This is a genomic window from Natronomonas sp. (assembly GCF_046710025.1).
Taxonomy (GTDB): Archaea; Halobacteriota; Halobacteria; order Halobacteriales; family Haloarculaceae; genus Natronomonas.
Genome location: NZ_JBKEGK010000028.1, coordinates 1 through 18766, shown reverse-complemented (window position 1 = coordinate 18766; position 18766 = coordinate 1). Strand labels below are relative to the sequence as shown.

The following is an 18766-nucleotide window of genomic DNA, read 5'->3' as shown; positions in this document are numbered from 1 at the left end:
CCGAGCGCCGCGATCAGTCGCCGCGGTGCGTGACTTTCTCCCTCTAGAGTCGGAACTCATGCACGTCCGCTGGAGTGGCATCGCAACGTGGATCAATATCGACGAGATCGATCTCCCCGAGATTCCGCGGGAGAACCACACGGTGTACCCCTCTCGGGGGGATCTATTGCTCTATCCGGGGTATCGGAACGAACAAGAGATCCTCCTGCCTTGCGGCCCGACGTGTTTCAAAAGCCCCGCGGGCGAACTCGCGGGCAATCACGTCGCGAGCGTGGACGCCACCGCCGAGAAACTGAAAACAATCGAAGAGACAACGCTCCGCGACGGCGTCCAGAACGTGACAATCCGAGAAATAGAGTAACGCCGGTAGAGTGCCGCCGCGGACGGCGATAGAACGTGTTCCGGTGTTCGGACGCTCTGTAGACGAATGTCCGATCAACGTTGGTGCCGAGTGAATAAAATAAATACAGTAATATTAGGTGAATAAGGGATAATATAAAAAGGGAAAAAGAAAAGAAGCAAACGCATGAGTGGTTCAGAAGCTACGGATTCGAGAAACGAATCCGTCGTGCTGTACGGTATCGAAGACAGACCACCGTTAGGGGAGGCGATCCCGCTCGGTATTCAACATGTTTTGGCGATGTTCCTCGGGAACGTCGCGCCGCCGCTAATCCTCGCGGGCGCGGTCGGTTCCGTGACTGGGGAGACGACGTTTCTGGTCCAGATGGCGCTGATCGTCGCCGGCGTCGCGACGCTCGTTCAGGCTTTTCCCATCGGTCCGGTCGGTGCTCGACTCCCGATCGTCATGGGGACGAGTTTCGCCTTTCTGGGTCCGCTGATCGGGATCGGAAGCGAATTTGGTTTAGCAGCGGTGTTCGGGACAGCGTTGCTAGCCGCACCCGTCGAAATGGTTATGGGAGTCACCCTTGATCGATTCCGGCGGTACTTCCCGCCGTTGGTCACGGGGATCGTCGTGATGCTGATCGGACTGACGCTCATGCCGACTGGGATGGACTACGCCGCCGGCGCGTCCGCAGGGCCGGGGGCAGAGGGCTACGGTTCCTTCCTCAATCTCGGCCTCGCGGGACTCGTTCTCCTAACGACGCTCATCCTCAACCAGTTCTTCGAGGGGTTTCTGCGCGTCATTAGCGTCTTCGTTGGCATCGCCCTCGGCTACCTCGTGGCGATCGCGCTGGGTGTCGTCGACTTCTCAGGCGTCGCAACGGCCGGGTGGATCACCGTTCCGGTCCCGCTGAAGTACGGGCTTTCGTTCCCGCCGAGCGCCGTCCTCACGATGGCATTTCTATACATCGTGACCGGTATGGAGACGATCGGTGACATCTCCGGGACCGTCTCGGCGACGGGCCGGGATGCGACGAAGGAGGAACTCCGCGGGGGGTTGCTCGCCGATGGTGTGATGAGTATGTTTGGGGCTGTGTTCAACGCGATGCCGAACACCTCGTTCTCGCAGAATGTCGGCCTAGTGAACTTTACGGGCGTCGCGAGCCGCTACGTTGTCGGGATCGGCGGCGTCGCTCTGATCATCCTCGGGTTCGTTCCGAAGATCGGTGCGGTCGTCTCCGCGATGCCGGATGCCGTCCTCGGAGGTGGCGCGTTGATCCTATTCGCGATGATTTTCTCGTCCGGCGCGCGCATTATCGTCCAGAACGTGACGCTCGATCACCGAAACTCGACGATCCTCGCGCTGTCAATCGCGCTCGGACTCGGCGTTTCGCTTCGCCCCGAACTCCTGGCAAACTTCCCCGGGGAAGTCCAGACGCTGTTCGGCTCCGCACTCGTCACTGGCGGTATCTCCGCGCTCGTTCTCAACGTGGTCCTTCCCGGTGGTGGCGTCGGGCTCGGACCGACGGAGCACACCGACGGGCTTACGCCGGAAATGCCGATGCAGATCGACGAGGAGATGGCCGACACCGCGTCGGACGACGACTGATGTGCGACGCCGTATCCGCCGGAAACAGATATACCACACGTGACACAGCAACAAACATCTAAACACGTACGCTCAAACGGAAGCCGTATGATCAACAGCCAACCCTGGGGTGTGTCCGACCGGGAGCTATACGAACGGCTTCGAGCGCTCCGGACGGCGGACGTCGATGCCGCTGTCGCGTCTGTCGTCGACGTGGCAGGATCGGCCTACCGCCGTCCCGGCGCGAAACTCGTAGCGCCGACTGACGGGAATGCACTCGGTGCCATCACGGCCGGCTGTCTCGACGGTCCCGTCGCGAAACTCGCGGTTGAGGCTCGCCGCTCCGGGGAGATGGCGCTCGAAACGTTCGATCTGACTGGCAACGACTGGGGGCTCGGTGTCGGCTGCAACGGCGTCATCGACGTGTTCGTCGAACCCCTCGATGACTCGATCGATCCGATGCTCCGGTCGCTCGAAAACGGCGACCCCGCAGCGGCACTCACTGTCGTGAAGAGCGACGACAGCGCGGTCCCGGTCGGCGCCCGAACCGTCTGCACCGACGCGGGAGTCGAAACCGATAATACCCGCTCGGCCCTCCCGGATGACGCACTCATGAAGCTGCGGGACACCGCCGAGGCGGCTCGAGGGGACGGTACGAGCACGCTCGCGTCGGTGACTCGGGAGGCGGGTGATCTCCGCGTGTTCGTCGACGGGGTCGAACCCGCCCCCGAACTCCTCCTGTTCGGCGCCGAGGAGGACACGGACGCGGTCGCCAGTTTCGGTGCCGAGGTCGGCTTCCGCGTGACCGTCGCGTCGCCGCGCGGGGGGCGGGCCGACCCGGAGGACTTCTCGGGCGCGGACCAGGTCCATGCGATCCACCCGACGGACGTCGATTCCCTCGTGGAGACGGGCGGCCGGACGTACGCCGTGCTCCTCTCACACAACCTCGTCGACGACCGGCTCGCTCTGACGACGCTACTCGAAGGGACCGAGATTCCGTATATCGGTGTGATGGGACCGCGCAAGCGGTTCGAGGAGCTCCGCGAGACGGCCGTCAAGGACGGCTGGTCGTTCACGCGGGCGGAACTCGACCGCATCTCCGCGCCGGTGGGGCTCGATCTCGGCGACGGCACCCCGACGGGGATTGCCATGAGCATCGTCTCGGAGGTGCTCGCAGCGGCAAACGACGCCGACGGCGGCCGCCTCAGCGAGCGGTCGGGACCGATCCACGCCCGGCAAGAGCCGAGTAGATCTGAGCGATCCCAATGAGTTCGAGAATTAGTCGAACGTAGTATGTATTGCGCGAAGAACGTATATAATTGAAGTGTTAACAAAGGGTAGCACACGATGCGCAAAAACGAGTCAGCAGACACGATTCAGCTCCACATCGACGGTGAGAGCGAACAGTTCGATATCGAGCCCGGCGAGACGCTCATGTCGGCGCTTCGCCGGGCGGGCCACTACAGCGTCAAGAACGGCTGTGACGAAGGCGTCTGTGGGGCCTGCAACGTGATTTTGGGTGATGAGGGCCTCACTCGGTCCTGTCTCATCCCCGCTGTGAGCTGTGACGGTGCCGAGGTGATGACTGTCGAAGGGTTGCTTGACGACGAGGGGGAACTCCACCCACTGCAGGAGGCGTTTCTCGACCACGGGGCCGCACAGTGTGGGTACTGCATCCCTGGGGTGTTGCTCTCGGGGTACGACCTCCTCCAGCGGAATCGAGACCCGACCGAAGAAGAGATCGCGGACGCATTGAGCGGGAATATCTGTCGCTGCACCGGCTATGTCCAGCAGATCGAAGCGATACAGGCTGCGGCCGAGCGTCTCCGTGATGTGGAGTCGACGGTCGGGGGCGAGTCATAAATGACTCCGCCGGAGCTTGCTAATGACGACGACGAGCCCGAAGAGCCCGGAGTTGGGTCCGGGAGAGCGACTGCAGGGGCCACCACGACGGCCGTTGGCGAGAGCGTCGAAAAGGTCGACGGCTGGGGGCTCGTAACCGGCAAAGCCCGCTACACCGACGACATCCCGACGGCGAACGCGCTCGAAGGACGCCTTCTCCGGAGCCCACATCCCCACGCCCGCGTCCGGTCGGTCGACACCGAGGCCGCCGAAGCACTCGATGGGGTCGAAGCGGTACTCACACACGAGGATGTCCCGGACGAGCGGTTCACACGAACCGGGTTTCCGTATCCAGCCCCGGCCCCCTTCGACGAACGCGTACTGAACGAACGGGTGCGACACGTCGGCGAACCGGTCGCCGCGGTCGCGGCGCGTTCGGTCGACACCGCCGAGCGGGCGCTCGAAGCGATCGATGTCGACTATGAGGTGTTGGAATGCGTAGTGGATCCCGAGGAGGCGATGACGCCGGACGCGCCGACGCTGCACCCCGAGCCGTACGAAAACCCACAGGAAAACGCGGCGCCCCAGCGTAACGTCGTCTGTGAGACCCGCCACGAGGAGGGTGATATCGAAGCCGGGTTCGAGCAGGCGGATGCGGTTATCGAGGGCGAATACGAGAGCCAGATCGTCCAGCAACTACCGATGGAGACGAACACCACGATCGCGTGGATCGACGACCGCGAGCGGCTGGTGCTCCGGACGACGACGCAGGTTTCACACATCTGCCGGGACAAGATCGCCCGAGCGTTCGACCTCAACCGGACGGACGTGAAAGTTATTAAGCCCCGCGTCGGCGGCGGCTTCGGCGTCCGACAGGACACGGTCCCGAACCAGTTCATCTGTGCGGCCCTGGCGTTGGCGACCGGGCGAAGGGTTCGATTGAAGAACACCCGCAAGGAGGACCTCCACGTTTCCCAGACCCGCCACGCCCAGACGGTCGAGATCAAAACCGGCGTCCGCGAGGATGGCACGATCACCGCGATGCACGTCGACATCACGTCGAATACGGGCGCGTACGGCTGTCACGCCCTCGCAGTGCTTTCGAACGCCGCTCACGAGCCAATGTCCGTCTATCCGGTCGAGAACCGCCTCTTTACCGGGCAGGCAGTCTACACCAACATCACCCCCGGCGGAGCGATGCGTGGCTACGGTGCCGTGCAGGGCACGTTCGGAGTCGAAAGCCACATAGATGCGGTCGCCGACGCGATCGGGATGGGTCCCGTCGAACTTCGTCGCCACAACGTCATCACGGAGGGAGAGGAGAGCTTCGAACCCCCGAACAGTGAGAGCAAGTCGAAGCTCGAATCCGTTGGGGTCTCGGAGTGTCTCGACCGCGCCTGTGGGGCTATCGGCTGGTCCGACGGTCCGGATCGACCGAATGAGGACCGCTACGAGCGCGGCTACGGCGTCGCCTTGTCCATGGCCAAATCGGGCGTCCCGAACAGCGAGTACTCTCGTTGTTCCATCACGCTGGAGGATGACGGCACCCTCACCGTCCGGATCGGTGTCGGAGACACCGGACAGGGGTCGGAGACAGTGATGGGACAGATCGCGGCCAGCGTCTTCGGCCTCGATATCGGGTCGGTTCACGTCAAGGCCGACGACACCGACGCGACGCCGTGGGACAACGGGGCATACGCGAGCAGCACCACGTACATAAGTGGGAACGCAACGGAGAAGGCGGCCCGCGACCTCGCGGAAACGGTCCGAGAACTCGCGGCTGAGTGGCACGATACCGATCCGGGCGCTATCGAGGTAGCGGACGGGGACGTCGTGTTCCCGGACGGGACGTCGACATCGCTCGAATCGTTCGCTGCGGAGGCCTTCGAGGGTGTTCGGGGGCCGAAACGACGGCTCATCGGTACCGGCGAGCATTTCACCGCGCTGTCTCCGAAGCCGTTCGCGGCCCAACTCGCCGAAGTCGAGGTCGATACCGAAACGGGCGAGTTCGAGGTGCTGCGGCTGGTGAATTCGGTCGACTGCGGGCAGGCGCTCAACCCTGCGAACGTGCGTGGACAGATCATCGGCGGCGCGATCATGGGGCTCGGACAAACGCTCTCGGAGACGCTGTCCTTCGACGAGGACGGCACGCCGGAGATCCGCGGGCTCCGGGATTACGAGGTGATACACGCGCCAGACCTGCCGGATATCGAGACCGAGATTGTCGAGACGTACGAGCCGACCGGTCCATACGGTGCCAAAAGCGTCGGGGAAGTGTCCGTTCTCGGTCCGTCTCCGGCGGTCGCGAACGCCGTCAACGACGCGGTCGGGGTTCGAATCACCGAATTACCGATCACTGCGGCGAAGGTTCGGGACGGGCTCGAGGAGGGCAGGTAAATGTCGAGTCAGCTTCCTGTCGAGTACCACGAGGTCGAGAGCGTCGAACGAGCGGTCGAGATGCTCGTCGGCGAACCGGAAACACGGATCGTGGCGAGCGGTTACTCGCTCGTTCCGCTCCTGAAAGACGGTATCGAGACGCCCGATCGGCTCGTCGATATCAGCGGGATCGACACGCTCCGCGGGATCTCGAGAGAGAACGGAGCGACGGTTATCGGCGCGCTGACGACACACGTCCGGATCGCGGCAGCTACACCTGTCCGCGAACGAGCTCGCGCACTCGCCGAGGCGACCGATTCCGTGGGCGATTATCAAGCGAAACATCAGGGGACGATCGGAGGAAACCTCGTGGTCGCTGATCCAAAATACGACGCGCCGGCCGCCGTACTCGCACTTGACGGTACGGTCGGTATCCGGGGTCCGGACGGCCGGCGACGAGTCGACATCGACGAGTGGTTCCGCGGGCCGAGCGAAACTGCCATTGAACCGGACGAGTTGGTCACCGAACTCGTCGTCCCGGACGCGGCGCGGAGCGGGTATGTCCGGAAGTCTGCGTACTCCGGGTACGCGGTCGTGAGCGTCGCCGCCGCCCTCGAGACCGACGGCAACCGCGTCGAATCGGCACGGGTGGCAGTCAACGGCGCTAAGCCGTATCCGATCCGCCTCCCGGAGGTCGAGGACACGCTCGTTGGGGGACTACTCGACGATGGCTTGCGAACACGGGCCGCCGGGGCCGCACTATCCGACGTCGATCCCGAGTCACTGCTGGCGGACGACGACGGCGCTGGAGCACATCGACTCCGGCTCGTCCGGTCGTACTGTCGGGAGGCGCTCGAACGCGCGTCCGCGGCACCCACAGAACATCAATAACGGCGGTCGTTCTCAGTCGAGGCCGACGCGCTCGATGACGGCTTCGGCGGCCTCGGTTGCGTCGATCAGCACGTCCTTGGTCTCGCCGAGCGTCCGGACCTCACGGTCGGACATGACGACATCGCCCGCACACAGAACCGTGTCGACCTCGAAGCCCTGGGCGCCGGTCACGAGTGCGAACACCGGGTCCGGCGCCGGGGTGAGGTGTGGCTGGTCCATGTCGACGATGGCGAGGTCGGCCTGTTTGCCCGCCTCGATCGAACCGAGATCGTTCTCGCGGCCGATCGCGCGTGCGCCATCGATAGTGACCATATCAAACGCCGTCGCCGCATCGAAGACGCCCGCGTCCCGGTGGAACCCCTTATGTGCCGCAAAGACTGCCCGAATGTCATTTAGTGGGTTGACCGTGTCACTGAGGTTCGCGTTGTCCGTGCCGAGACCGACGGTGGCACCGCAGTCAAGCAGGTCGACGACCGGTGCGAACCCGGTGGCCAGTCGCATGTTGGCGAAGAAGTTGTGGGCGACCGTGGTGTCCGACTCGGCCAGGATCCGCGCGTCGCCCCGGTCGATCTGGACGCAGTGCCCGAGGAGGGTTCGCTCGCCTAGATACCCGATGTTTCGGAGGTACTCGATGCTGGATAGCGCGGGGCCCCGCGTCTGTGCTTCGGCTTCCGCAACGTGGGCCGTCGTCATGACGTCATACTCCTCGGCGAGTCGGATAGCCCCCTGAAACCCCTGCGTTGTCGTCGTTTCGACGACGATCGGCGCCGGCCAGACCGACTGGCGGCCGCCAGCGCGGCCGTGGTGTGAGTCCATCAGCGATTCGACGTTGCTGAGAGCGGTCTCCGTCCCGATAGTCAGATAGTCCGCTGGAGGATGATCCACGGACGGTTCGCGGGCCATAATATCAGATAGCAACGATTCAAACGCCTCGTCGGGTGGATCGTCGGCGAAGCCGGCGCCATAGACGGATCTGATCCCCGAGTCCGCGTAGGTGTCGAGTTTGGCTTCGATCCCCGCTATGTCGTCCCAGACGATTTCGGTATCGTTCTCGACGAACGTCGTCACGCCCGCTTGGATGGCTTCAGTGCAGTACAGCGCCGCAGCGGCAGCGTGCTCGTCGGGTTCCATCGCGACACAGGCCGGGCGCTTGACGTTGTACAGCCAGTCGTACAGCCCGCGATCCGCGCTGTATGCGCCCCGGAGGATGATGTCGGAGACGTGAGTATGGGCGTTGATCAGTCCGGGAATCACCGCACCGCCGTCGGCGTCGATACGTCGCTCGTAGTCGTATTCAGCCTCCAGTTGGGCTGCCGGTCCCACGGCGGCGATCAAGTCGTCCCTGATGAGGACAGCTCCATCCGGGATCAGTTCCCGGTTGGCGTTCTGGGTGACGATCAGCCCGTTCGAGACGAGCGTCTTCGTCATCGGAGCGGCCCCGCTGTGTCCCGCCCGTGGTCGGTCGACCGAGAGAGAGCAGTCGTCCCGCGTCTGTCCGATTCAATATCGACCATACTGTACCCTCTCGGCCAAACAACTAAATGTTTATGTGATTCGAACGCGGTTATATTGGCATCTCAAATGATACTGTCCGTTTCGGATTCCACAGCCAGGGTCGCGTTCGCGGCTCCAAGCGTCGATCCGTCTCGGGGGTCCCTAAAAAATGAGACACCCCGTTCAGTGAACGACGGATGAGTAGTTCGGATAAGATCGTCGGGGCCGTCCTGCTCGCGGCGGGTCAAAGCGAACGGTTCGGCCCCGAGAACAAACTGTTGGCGGCCGTCGATTGTCGGTCGGTCGTCCGGAACGCAGCCCGGACACTACTGGCTGCTCCTCTCGACGAACGGGTCGCGGTTGTCGGTCACGACGCCGCCGCTGTCCGTGAGGCGCTTCCTGAGGGGTTTACTATCCGATATAATGATCGGCATAGAGAGGGGCAACACACCTCGGTTCGCGCGGGTACTGCGGCAGCCCGGAAAGCCGGGTGGGACGGAGCTCTCTTCGCGCTCGGCGACATGCCCGCGGTTGATCCAACGACTGTCGACGCGCTGTTGAAATCGTTCACGGACGAGCCGGGGTCGATCGTGGTCCCAACCGAAAGCGGGAGCCGTGGGAACCCCGTGCTCTTCGGTGCGTCACACTTCGACGCGCTCGCCGAGGTGACGGGCGATCGGGGCGGGCGGGCGCTCATCGCGGCCTGTCCCGACGTGGTCCGTGTTCCAGTCGACGATACCGGTATTCACCGCGATGTCGACAGGCCGGAAGACCTCAACTCCGTTCGCGAGTGACTAACGGTTCGCGGAGAGAGGTTTATATCCCTCCGAACGGTGCCGGTACGTATGCCGATTGATACTGTCATCGCGGGCGGTACTGTCGTGTCCCCATCGTCGACGTTCGACGCCGCGGTCGCCGTCGATGACGGGGCTATCGTCGCCGTCGGCGACGAGGGCGACCTCCCCGACGCGGGCACCCGGATCGACGCGACGGGCCAGTTGGTCATGCCCGGAATCGTCGACCCGCACGTCCACATCGACGATCACGTCTCGGTCGATAGCTACCGCACGGCGACGAGCGCTGCGGCACTCGGCGGCGTCACTACGGTCATCGATTTCGCGTGGCAAGCGTACGAGGGGGAGGAGAGCCCCTGGGACGAACCGGCCCCGCTGGCCGACGGGGTTGAGCGAAAGCGCGACAACCACCGGGAGGCGCTCGTCGACTTCGGCCTCCACGGCGGCATCCTCCGGGAGGGCGATGACCTCTTCGCGGAGATCCCCGAGCTTGTAGCGGCCGGCGTGACGTCGTTCAAGATGTACACCGCCTACGAATTCGGCGTTTCGAACGGGTACCTTCGGCGGGTCTTCGACGCGCTGGCGGAGCACGGGGCTGTCGGCGTCGTCCACACGGAGGACGACTCGGTGTGTCGATCCCTCGTAGCGGAGCTTCGAGCGGCGGGCAAAGATGCCCCCGAGGCGTATCCCCAGTCCCGGCCGGACTACGCGGAAGCGATGGCCGCCGAGGACGCGGTTCGGATCGCCACCGAGACGGGGGCCAAGTACTACGGTGTTCATACAACTTCCCGAAAGGCGGCCGCCGCCATCGCAGAGTTTCGGGAAGACGGGTCACGGGTCCGGGCGGAAACCTGTACGCACTACACGACCCTCGACGAATCGATCCACCGCGAGCTCGGCAACCTCCCGAAGATCGCGCCGCCGATCCGGTCGCCGGATGACGTCGAAGCCATGTTCGAGTTCCTTCGCCGCGGCGTGTTGAGCGTCGTCTCGACGGATCACGTCGCACAACGCCGCTCAAGCAAGGAGAACCGACCGTGGTGGGAGGGTCCCTACGGCGCGAACGGCCTGCAGGCGAGTCTCCCGGTGTTCCACGACGAGGCGGTCAACGAGCGGGGACTGAGCTACCCCGTTCTCGTCCGCCTCATGAGTACGAACCCGGCGGAGACGTTTGGCCTCCCGCAGAAGGGGACGCTCGATCCCGGGACGGACGCCGACATCGTCCTGTTCGACCCCGAGGCGACGGACACAATCACCGCCGAGGACAACGCCTCCGAGGCCGATTACTCGATTTACGAGGGCCGGGAGGTGACGGGACAGGTCACGAAGACGCTCGTCCGCGGCGAGGTAGTCGCCGAGGACGGCGCGGTCGTGGGCGACCCCGGACACGGAGAGTTCATCGAACGGGAGGTCCCGGACTGGTGCGCGTGACAGCCGACCGGACCGGGCCCGAGGGGATTCTTTAATTTGCCGGAGCGAGCATCGAACGACGATGGCAGACCTAACGATCGACGACCTCAACCGCCTTGACGAGGAGGTCTTCGTCGACGAACTAGATGACGTGTATGAACACTCCCCGTGGGTTCCCGAACGGGTACTCCCCGAACGGCCGTTCGACTCGCTCGCGGAGTTGCGGGAAGCGATGCGAAGGGTGGTCGATGAGGCGTCCCGAGAGACGAAACTGGAACTACTCCGGTCGCACCCCGATCTCGGCGATCAAACCGGAATCACGGAGTCGTCGGAAAAAGAGCAGGCCTCCGCAGGCCTCGATCAGCTCTCACCGGAGATGTACGAAGCGTTCCAGCGGCTGAACGACCGATACCGGGGGGCGTTCGGGTTTCCCTTTATTATGGCCGTCAAGAACGAATCGCCGAAGGCGATCAAGGAAGCGATGGAAACGCGGGTCGAGCAGACGGAATCCGAGGAGTTCCGGACGGCAATCGCGGAGGTGCACACGATCGCTCGGTTCCGGCTCGAAGAGCGATTCTCCACGTGAGGACGCCGCAGTGCGCTCCGTTCGGCATCGGTGGCTGGCACAATGACATCCTCCCCGGCGTGGACAGAGCGGGATCGAAGATCCCGCAGGCAGTCGGGCGTAGTCGTTCGAAAGGCGCTCGCGCCTTTCGTGATGACGAGAGAGCTCCGCTCTCGTCAACGCCGTGAAGACGGGATTCTCTCGCTGAATTACGATAGCGCTCTCAACGGCTACCGCAGTCGCGTTTCGGAACGGCGAACGGAACTCCTCTGGGGTATAACTATCATATTGTTTTCCGAAATTTCACTTTAGCTGATCAATGTTGTTCGAACACGAGGATTTTTGTATAGAGATGTAGATAATGTGGACGACAGATGACGGCTAATCAGAAGCAACTGGCGAGTAGTGACGCGGAGGGCTCGGAGCGTCGAATGAACTACGGCAAGGAGAAGATCGTCGTCTATCGGACGTATGCGACGCCGTTGACCGGGATCGAGCCGATTCCGGAATCTGAGTTCGACGGGCGCGAGAACGTCCTCTTCGGGTTGGATGTCCGCGTCCAGGTCGAGGGCGAGGCGTTCCTGCCCTCGTTTACCGACGGGGACAACAGCATGGTGGTGGCGACCGACTCGATGAAGAACTTCGTCCACCACCACATGGGAGAGTATGACGGCGCCACAGTCGAGGGATTCCTTGAGTACGTAGGGCGAGAGTTTCTGGCCACGTACGAACAGATGGAGGCGATCACTGTCTCCGCGGACGAAATCCCGTTCGACGAGCGACCAGTCCCCGAAGGCGACGGGTTCGAGCCGAGCGAACTGGTCTATGGGGTGTCTGACGACGAGTCGGCGTACGGTGAGATACGGCTCGAACGGGGCGAGGACGGGACGGAGATAGTCGCCCAAACGAGCGGCGTGACCGGGATCGAACTGGTGAAAGTGAAGGACAACTCCTTCACTGACTTCGTGCAAGACGAATACACGACCCTTCCGGAACGGGAAAACCGAACGCTGTACATCGAACTCGATATCTTCTGGGCATACGACGACGCCGAGGCGGCACTCGGCGAAGAGCCTGCACGATATGTTCCGGCCGAGCAGGTCCGGGACATCGCACAGGTCGTGTTCGATGAACACGACGTAAATTCGATCCAAGATCTGATCCACCGGATTGGACTCCGCGTCCTCAAGCGGTTTCCACAACTCGAGTCGGTCAACTTCGAGTCGAAGAACAAGACTTGGATCGGGGTGCGGACGGACCTCGACGGTGATGCGAAGGTGCTCCGCGAGCCGGATATCCCAACCGGGTTTCAGCAGTTTTCCGTCGACAGCAGCGACTTGGAGGACGACGTGTGAGCGCCGGGCTGACCACCCACGTTCTTGATACGAGCCAGGAAGGGCCCGCCGAAGGCGTTGATGTGACGCTACAGCGCGTCGGCGACGACGGCGACGTGGAACCGATCGCCGAGGGCACGACCAACGACGACGGGCGACTCGACGAGCCACTCTTGACCCCGGAGTCCATCGAGGAGGGGACGTACGAGTTGCTGTTCGACGTGGGTAAGTACTACCGGAGCGGTCCCTCGGGATCGACGTTTCTGGAAACCGTTCCGGTTCGGTTCATCATCGACGACGCTGAGGAGCACTATCACGTCCCGCTTCTGTTGTCTCCGGGGGGCTATACGACGTACCGGGGAAGCTGAGAGGGCAGCCATCCGGCCACGTGAGTAATAAAACGCCGTCGAAATCACGCGGTCCTCTTAGAATCGGGCGCTCAAGAGGGGACTTCGCCGTCGACCGATTCGACGTAACTGCTCATCTCTTGGAAGAGGAACTCGTCGCTTTCGCCCTCGAACTCGGTTCCGGCCCAGATGTCGAGCGATCCCTCAACGATCTCGGCTCTGGTCGCGGCAACCTCGTCTCTAACGTCCTGTGAGACATCCGGTCCCCAGTCGTCGATGCTACAGATCCCCGACTCGAGCCCCTGCCAGTAGGCGTCGGCTTCCCACTCGTCGTCTCTGACGGCCTCGACAGTCGGTCCGTAGAACTCTTCCCAGTGCCAGATCGGCGAGGTGAGGTAGTGCTCTCCGGCCTGCTCGCCCATCGGCGCGTCGTAACCCGTCGCCCAGATTCCGGCGTCGGCCGCTTCGGTCAGCGCCGCCGGCGAGTCTTGATGTTGTGCCATCACGTCGACGTCCTCGTCCAACAGTGCGCTGGCAGCCTCGCTCTCGCTCGGTGGGTCGAACCAGGTGTTAGTCCATCTGACCTTCGTCGAAACGGCGTCGTTGACCGACGCGGCACCGAGCGTGTACGCGTTGATCCCCCGGACGACCTCGGGAATCGGGAACGCGGCCACGTATCCGAGCGTATCCGTCTCTGAGACAAGCCCCGCGGCCTGACCGGCGAGATAGCGGGCCTCGTAGATCCGACCCATGAATCGCCCCATGTTTTCGAGGGTCGTGTAGCCAGTGTTGTGCTCGAAGTAGACGTCGGGATACTCCTCGGCCACCGTCGCCATCGGATCTTGGTACCCGAACGTACACCCGAAAATAATGTCCACGCCGCTGTCGGCGTACTGTCGGAACACCTGTTCCGATTCCTCCGGCGCGACGGCCTCCGTGAAGCGGGTCTCCAGCCAGTCGTACTCCGATGCGACCGCCTTCCGCCCTTCGTTGTGCGCCCAAGACCAACCGAGGTCGCCGACCTCGGAATTGAACACCCACGCTGCGGTGATTTCGGCGTCGCCGCCGGTGTCGGTGCTTTCCTCAGAGTTCGCGCCGTTGCCGGCGTCCGTACTGTCGGTGCAGCCAGCGACGGTCAACGCGGTTGCCGCTCCGAGCCCTCTGAGCACGTTCCGCCGGGACGTATGATTCGTCATTGGCACGCGTTCGCCTCCAGCAGCCTGTCTATCATGGTACTAATCACGTCTTTTCATGCGGTAATCCAACTGTACAGTCATAAAGATGATCGTATGGACGAGTTTTGCGAGTTATATTGAACAGAGACGACGCGTTCGGCGGCGGCTTCGGTGGATTGCACAGAGATTCGGCTACTGAGGGGTCGAGTAAGCCACGGTGTCGGACACATAATCCAACATAGTTTCGTCTATAACGAATTTCACGCCGTATGTATTGTGAGATACCGGTAGAAAAATTTATGTTTGTCTGTTCGCGATGGTATATCGTGAGAATGCGCGATGTCTGAGCCACCATTCTTAGAACTAGACGGTATTCTGAAGCAGTTTCCTGGTGTGGTCGCGAACGACCACGTGGACTTGCGCGTCAAACGCGGCGAAATTCATGGATTGCTCGGGGAAAACGGGGCGGGAAAGAGTACGCTAATGAAGATTCTGTACGGGCTGTACACGCAGGACAGCGGTACGATCTATCTTGATGGAGAACGTCTCGAACTAGCGTCACCGCAGGACGCGATCGACGCTGGAATCGGGATGGTTCACCAGCACTTCCAGTTGATCCCGCGTTTGAGCGTGGCCAAGAACGTCGTGCTGGGGGAGCGAGAACCTGCGAGTGCGTTCCGGGTGGACGGGACATCTGGGGGCCTGTTGCCCGAGTCGGTCCGGTCGAACAGCATCGTCCAATCGCTCGCACAGCTGTTTTCACTCGGACTCGACGTTCCAAAGCGGCGGATTCAGCAGTTGGCCGACCAGTACGGCTTCGATATCGACCCCGACGCGAAGGTGTGGGAGCTCGGTGTCGGCCAACAACAACGCGTCGAGATCCTCAAGGCTCTTTATCGAGACGTCGATCTTCTCATTCTCGACGAGCCAACGGCCGTCCTGACGCCGACCGAGGCCGAACAGCTGTTCGATTCGTTGGAGCGCCTCGCCGCGGAAGGCCTCTCGGTCATTTTTATCACGCACAAACTCACTGAGGTTGAGTCGGTCGTCGACAGGGTGACTATCCTCCGGGACGGAGAGAACGCCGGAACTGCCGCCGTTTCGGACGTGAGCAAGGCGGACCTCGCGGAGATGATGGTTGGCCGCGAAGTCCTCTTCGACATCGAACGGGACGGAGCCGAACGCGGTGAGCCGGTTCTCGAACTGCGGAACGTCGGCGCCGAGAGCGACCGGGGGATCGAAGCGCTCTCGGGGATCGACCTCACGGTACGGGAAGGCGAGGTAGTCGGCGTCGCCGGCGTCAGCGGAAACGGACAGAAGGAACTAGCCGAGGTCACGGCGGGAATCCGGGATGTCACTGCCGGTAGTATTCGGATCGGAGGCAGCGACCTCGCCGGTGCGACGCCGAAGGAGTTCGTCGAGAAGGGTATCTCGTTCGTCCCGGAGGACCGCCTCCGGTACGGCTGCGCGGCGGAACTCCCGATACTACACAACGCGGTGATGAAGGAGTTCACCGATACCCGATTCGGCGGGAAGGCGAGTCTGAACTACGACGAACTGACCGCCTACGCCGAAACACTCGTCGAGGAGTTCGACGTTCGGGGCGTCGACAGCGTGGCCGAAACAAAGGCGGGAGACCTCTCGGGCGGGAACCTACAGAAATTGATTCTCGCCCGGGAGATCAGTCGCGATCCGGACCTCTTGATCGCCAATCAGCCCACTCGGGGGGTCGACGTGGGTGCGATCGAATTCATACGTGAGGCGCTGCTCGAACAGCGACAGAACGGCACCGGGACCCTCCTCATCTCGGAGAACCTCGACGAAATCATGGACTTGAGCGACAGGATCCTCGTTATTTACGAGGGGGAGTTCGTTCACGAGACGACGCCCGAGGCTGCCGACCGCGACCGGATCGGGCTCGAAATGAACGGCGGCGGGGCCGGAAACGACACCGATGACCGACCGAAGCGCGGTAGTAGTCGCTCACCGACGCCGGTTGCGACCGAACACGGGGCTAAGCGCCGATGAACGCGACCGTGGACGTGACTGCCCGCGAGGAAACGCCCCCGTGGCTTGAGTACGCGGCCCCGATTTTCACGGTACTGGCAGCGTTGGGGGTCGGTGCGTTGGTCCTCCTCGTGATCGATGTCAATCCGATCGAAGCGTACTCGCTCATGCTCGTTGAGACTCCGACGAGCCGACAGGGACAGACGGATATCTTGATTACCGCGGTACCGTTAGTGCTCGCTGGTCTGGCGGTGTATCTGCCGCTGAAAGCCGGGCTGTTCAATATTGGTGCTGAGGGGCAACTGGTGTTCGGGGCCCTTGCTGGTACGTGGGTCGGGCTGAACGCATCTCTGCCCGGGTACGCACTCGTACCATTGATGTTTCTCGCGGCGGCAGGCGCCGGGGGGCTACTGGCAGCCATTCCGGCGTGGCTGCGCGCCAAGTGGGACATCAACGAGATCATCACTTCGCTTTTGTTGTCCTTCATCGCGCTGGAGCTTCTCAGCTACGCGGTCCGCGGACCGATGAAGGGAGCGACCGGCAACTTCCCGCAGACGGCTCAATTCTCCGAGGCGGCGACGTTACCGACGCTGTATGGGCGCGTCCACGTCGGCCTCGCCGTCGCGCTGGTGCTCGTGGTATTGACGTACGTCCTGATGACTCAGACGCGGCTCGGGTTCGAGATCAATTTCGTGGGCTCGAACGACGAAGCCGCGGTACAGGCCGGGATGAGCAAGTACAAGCTGTATCTGTTTGTGTTCGTCCTCGGCGGTGCCTTCGCTGGGATCGGCGGGATCGGAGAGATAGCGGGCGTTCAGGGGCGCCTTCGCGCCAGCTTCGAGCCGGGATACGGGTTCACCGCGATCCCTATTGCCCTGCTCGGCCGCGGGAGCGCGATCAAGGTGTTGTTTGCGGGTCTGTTCTTCGCGCTTCTGTTCACCGGCGGGACGACCATGGAGGTCTTTCTCGGTATCCCGGCGGCACTCGTCGATGTCATTCAGGCGCTTATTATCCTGTTTTTAATCACCGGTGAGTTTTTCAAACAGTACCGCGTCGGCCTCCGTTTCAAGCGCGAGACGCCATCAACGACAGCCAACGCCACACGGGGGGACGACTGATGGCTGGGTTCATCGCCGGCCTGCTCGGCGCGACCGTTTCCGTGGCGACCGTATTCATCTTCGCCGGCCTAGGTGAACTGATAGCCGAACGCGCTGGCGTTCTCAACCTCGGCGTCGAGGGGATGATGCTCGGTGGCGCACTCGGGGGGTTCGTCGTCACCGTGTTGACCGAAAGCCCGTGGCTCGGGTTCTGTGTCGGTATCGGCGTCGGAATGCTTCTAGCCGGTATTCACGCGTTTCTCTGTGTCACGCTGAAGGCGAACCAGGTTATAAGCGGGGTTATGTTGACTCTGCTCGGAACGGGGCTCACGACGTTTTACGGCGCCGGATGGGTGGACCGGAGCATCGACGGCTTTTCGGAGGTCACTGTACCGCTCGTCGGCCAGTACCTTATCCAAATCCCGGTGATCGGCGAGGCGCTGTTCAGCAACACGCCGACGGATTACATCGCGCTCGCGCTCGTCCCAGCCGTGTGGTACCTTCTCAACCGGTCGAACCTCGGGGTGGAACTTGTCTCGGTCGGCGAGGATCCCGAGATGGCGGACACTATGGGCGTTTCAGTGTTCAAACTCCGCTATCTGGCCGTGGTGATCGGCGGCGGATTTGCGGGCGCCGCCGGCGCGCACCTCTCGCTTGCGTTCTCACAGCTGTGGGTACCCGGCATGACCGCCGGCCGCGGCTGGATCGCCGTCGCGCTCGTCATCTTTGCTCAGTGGCGGCCCACTCGGATGCTCGCCGGGGCGTACCTGTTCGGCATGCTAGATGCACTCCAGTTGCGGTCACAAGCGCTGTCCGTCTCCGTCGGGGCCGACACGCCCTTCGCGGGTCTCATCAACGCTGCCCTCGAGTTCGTGATGAATGCACAGATCATGTCGACGTACCCCTACGTGGCAACCATTATGATCCTCTCGTACGCAGTTATCAGGACCGAGAGCAGCCAACTGGCGGTTCCGTCCGCACTGTTGGAATCCTACAGCCGCGAGACGGACTGAGTGCTCGGGCGGAGGGCGGTACACCGAACGCCTCCGTTTAATCGCATGAAGGAAGCGGGATCTCTTGTTCCGTGGCCGTCTTTATATTATCTTATCTCTCAAATGGCACGTTCGGCACTATTCCCATTTCCATGCCGTTCATATCTAAAATCGAGGCTCTGCCGGCGGCAGGCGTCTTTCAGTGAGTGCGATCCGTCGATGAGAAACACGGCGTGTTCTACGTCGTGTTTCTCACGGCGTTCAGCAAAGTACGCGTGGGCAATTACCTTGTTTGTCGTTAGCTCAAATATTGTATGCAGTGATTCGTTTGTTTCGGGAGCGACAGTAGCATACAGCCAATACTGTTCATCGTTGAGTTAGATCACGGCTGCATCAACCGCAACGTGGTCCGGACTCCGACCGGACTCGGGCTGTGGCTCTGGGTTGTGAACCCAATTGTGAACGGTTGATTGGGCGCGCTTGGCAGAAGTTGAGACCGGCCTTCTCAATGC

At 62.4% G+C, this 18766-nt stretch carries 16 protein-coding genes and 1 pseudogene; 14 read left to right on the top strand and 3 right to left on the bottom strand.

Going from position 1 to position 18766, the window contains the following annotated elements; all coding sequences use genetic code 11:
* The 6 genes from ACI944_RS03540 to ACI944_RS03515 all read left to right on the top strand — a co-directional run.
* Nucleotides 1-361: DUF3830 family protein (locus ACI944_RS03540; protein WP_411717696.1), on the top strand; the 361-nt coding region annotated here is incomplete at its 5' end.
* Nucleotides 362-526: 165 nt separating this feature from the next.
* Nucleotides 527-1951 carry a uracil-xanthine permease family protein gene (locus ACI944_RS03535; protein WP_411717695.1) on the top strand — a complete coding sequence of 475 codons (1425 nt, stop codon included), beginning with the start codon at nt 527-529 and terminating at the stop codon, nt 1949-1951.
* A gap of 87 nt (nt 1952-2038) precedes the next feature.
* Nucleotides 2039-3199 carry an XdhC family protein gene (locus ACI944_RS03530; RefSeq protein ID WP_411717694.1) on the top strand — a complete coding sequence of 387 codons (1161 nt, stop codon included), beginning with the start codon at nt 2039-2041 and terminating at the stop codon, nt 3197-3199.
* Between the two features lie 78 nt (nt 3200-3277).
* Nucleotides 3278-3793, top strand: coding sequence for a (2Fe-2S)-binding protein (locus ACI944_RS03525; protein WP_411717693.1), 516 nt, complete (start codon nt 3278-3280; stop codon nt 3791-3793).
* Nucleotides 3794-6169 carry a xanthine dehydrogenase family protein molybdopterin-binding subunit gene (locus ACI944_RS03520; protein ID WP_411717692.1) on the top strand — a complete coding sequence of 792 codons (2376 nt, stop codon included), beginning with the start codon at nt 3794-3796 and terminating at the stop codon, nt 6167-6169. It abuts the gene before it with no gap.
* Entirely contained in the window at nt 6170-7039 is an 870-nt protein-coding gene (locus tag ACI944_RS03515) for an FAD binding domain-containing protein (protein ID WP_411717691.1), read from the top strand. It begins immediately after the preceding gene.
* Between the two features lie 12 nt (nt 7040-7051).
* Here ACI944_RS03515 and ACI944_RS03510 read toward each other — a convergent pair whose 3' ends face one another.
* On the bottom strand, nt 7052-8467 hold the full coding sequence (locus tag ACI944_RS03510) for an amidohydrolase family protein (RefSeq protein WP_411717690.1): 1416 nt from the start codon (nt 8465-8467) through the stop codon (nt 7052-7054).
* Between the two features lie 263 nt (nt 8468-8730).
* On the opposite strand from ACI944_RS03510, the gene ACI944_RS03505 reads away from it, so the two are divergent.
* The 5 genes from ACI944_RS03505 (at nt 8731) to uraH (ending at nt 13004) form a co-directional block, all read left to right on the top strand.
* Nucleotides 8731-9327, top strand: coding sequence for an NTP transferase domain-containing protein (locus ACI944_RS03505; protein WP_411717689.1), 597 nt, complete (start codon nt 8731-8733; stop codon nt 9325-9327).
* Nucleotides 9328-9378: 51 nt separating this feature from the next.
* On the top strand, nt 9379-10758 hold the full coding sequence (locus ACI944_RS03500; protein WP_411717688.1) for a dihydroorotase: 1380 nt from the start codon (nt 9379-9381) through the stop codon (nt 10756-10758).
* 61 nt (nt 10759-10819) lie between these two features.
* Nucleotides 10820-11323, top strand: a complete 504-nt coding sequence (gene uraD / locus ACI944_RS03495; RefSeq protein ID WP_411717687.1) for a 2-oxo-4-hydroxy-4-carboxy-5-ureidoimidazoline decarboxylase — start codon at nt 10820-10822, stop codon at nt 11321-11323.
* A gap of 353 nt (nt 11324-11676) precedes the next feature.
* Complete coding sequence (gene pucL / locus ACI944_RS03490; protein WP_411717686.1) at nt 11677-12657, top strand: factor-independent urate hydroxylase; 981 nt, start codon at nt 11677-11679, stop codon at nt 12655-12657.
* Nucleotides 12654-13004, top strand: coding sequence for a hydroxyisourate hydrolase (uraH, locus tag ACI944_RS03485; protein ID WP_411717685.1), 351 nt, complete (start codon nt 12654-12656; stop codon nt 13002-13004). Before pucL ends, uraH begins: the two co-directional genes overlap by 4 nt.
* A 71-nt stretch (nt 13005-13075) precedes the next feature.
* On the opposite strand, the gene ACI944_RS03480 is transcribed toward uraH, so the two are convergent.
* Nucleotides 13076-14179, bottom strand: a complete 1104-nt coding sequence (locus ACI944_RS03480; protein ID WP_411717684.1) for a BMP family ABC transporter substrate-binding protein — start codon at nt 14177-14179, stop codon at nt 13076-13078.
* A 318-nt stretch (nt 14180-14497) separates the two neighbouring features.
* On the opposite strand from ACI944_RS03480, the gene ACI944_RS03475 reads away from it, so the two are divergent.
* Genes ACI944_RS03475 through ACI944_RS03465 form a run of 3 tightly spaced genes read left to right on the top strand, consistent with a single transcriptional unit; the run spans nt 14498 to nt 18275 of the window.
* Nucleotides 14498-16186, top strand: coding sequence for an ABC transporter ATP-binding protein (locus tag ACI944_RS03475; protein ID WP_411717683.1), 1689 nt, complete (start codon nt 14498-14500; stop codon nt 16184-16186).
* Entirely contained in the window at nt 16183-17283 is a 1101-nt protein-coding gene (locus tag ACI944_RS03470) for an ABC transporter permease (protein ID WP_411717682.1), read from the top strand. The genes ACI944_RS03475 and ACI944_RS03470 overlap by 4 nt, the downstream gene beginning before the upstream one ends.
* Nucleotides 17283-18275, top strand: coding sequence for an ABC transporter permease (locus ACI944_RS03465; RefSeq protein WP_411717681.1), 993 nt, complete (start codon nt 17283-17285; stop codon nt 18273-18275). Before ACI944_RS03470 ends, ACI944_RS03465 begins: the two co-directional genes overlap by 1 nt.
* A 107-nt stretch (nt 18276-18382) precedes the next feature.
* On the opposite strand, the pseudogene ACI944_RS03460 reads toward ACI944_RS03465, so the two are convergent.
* Nucleotides 18383-18766: pseudogene (locus tag ACI944_RS03460) on the bottom strand (IS6 family transposase); the annotation flags it as partial.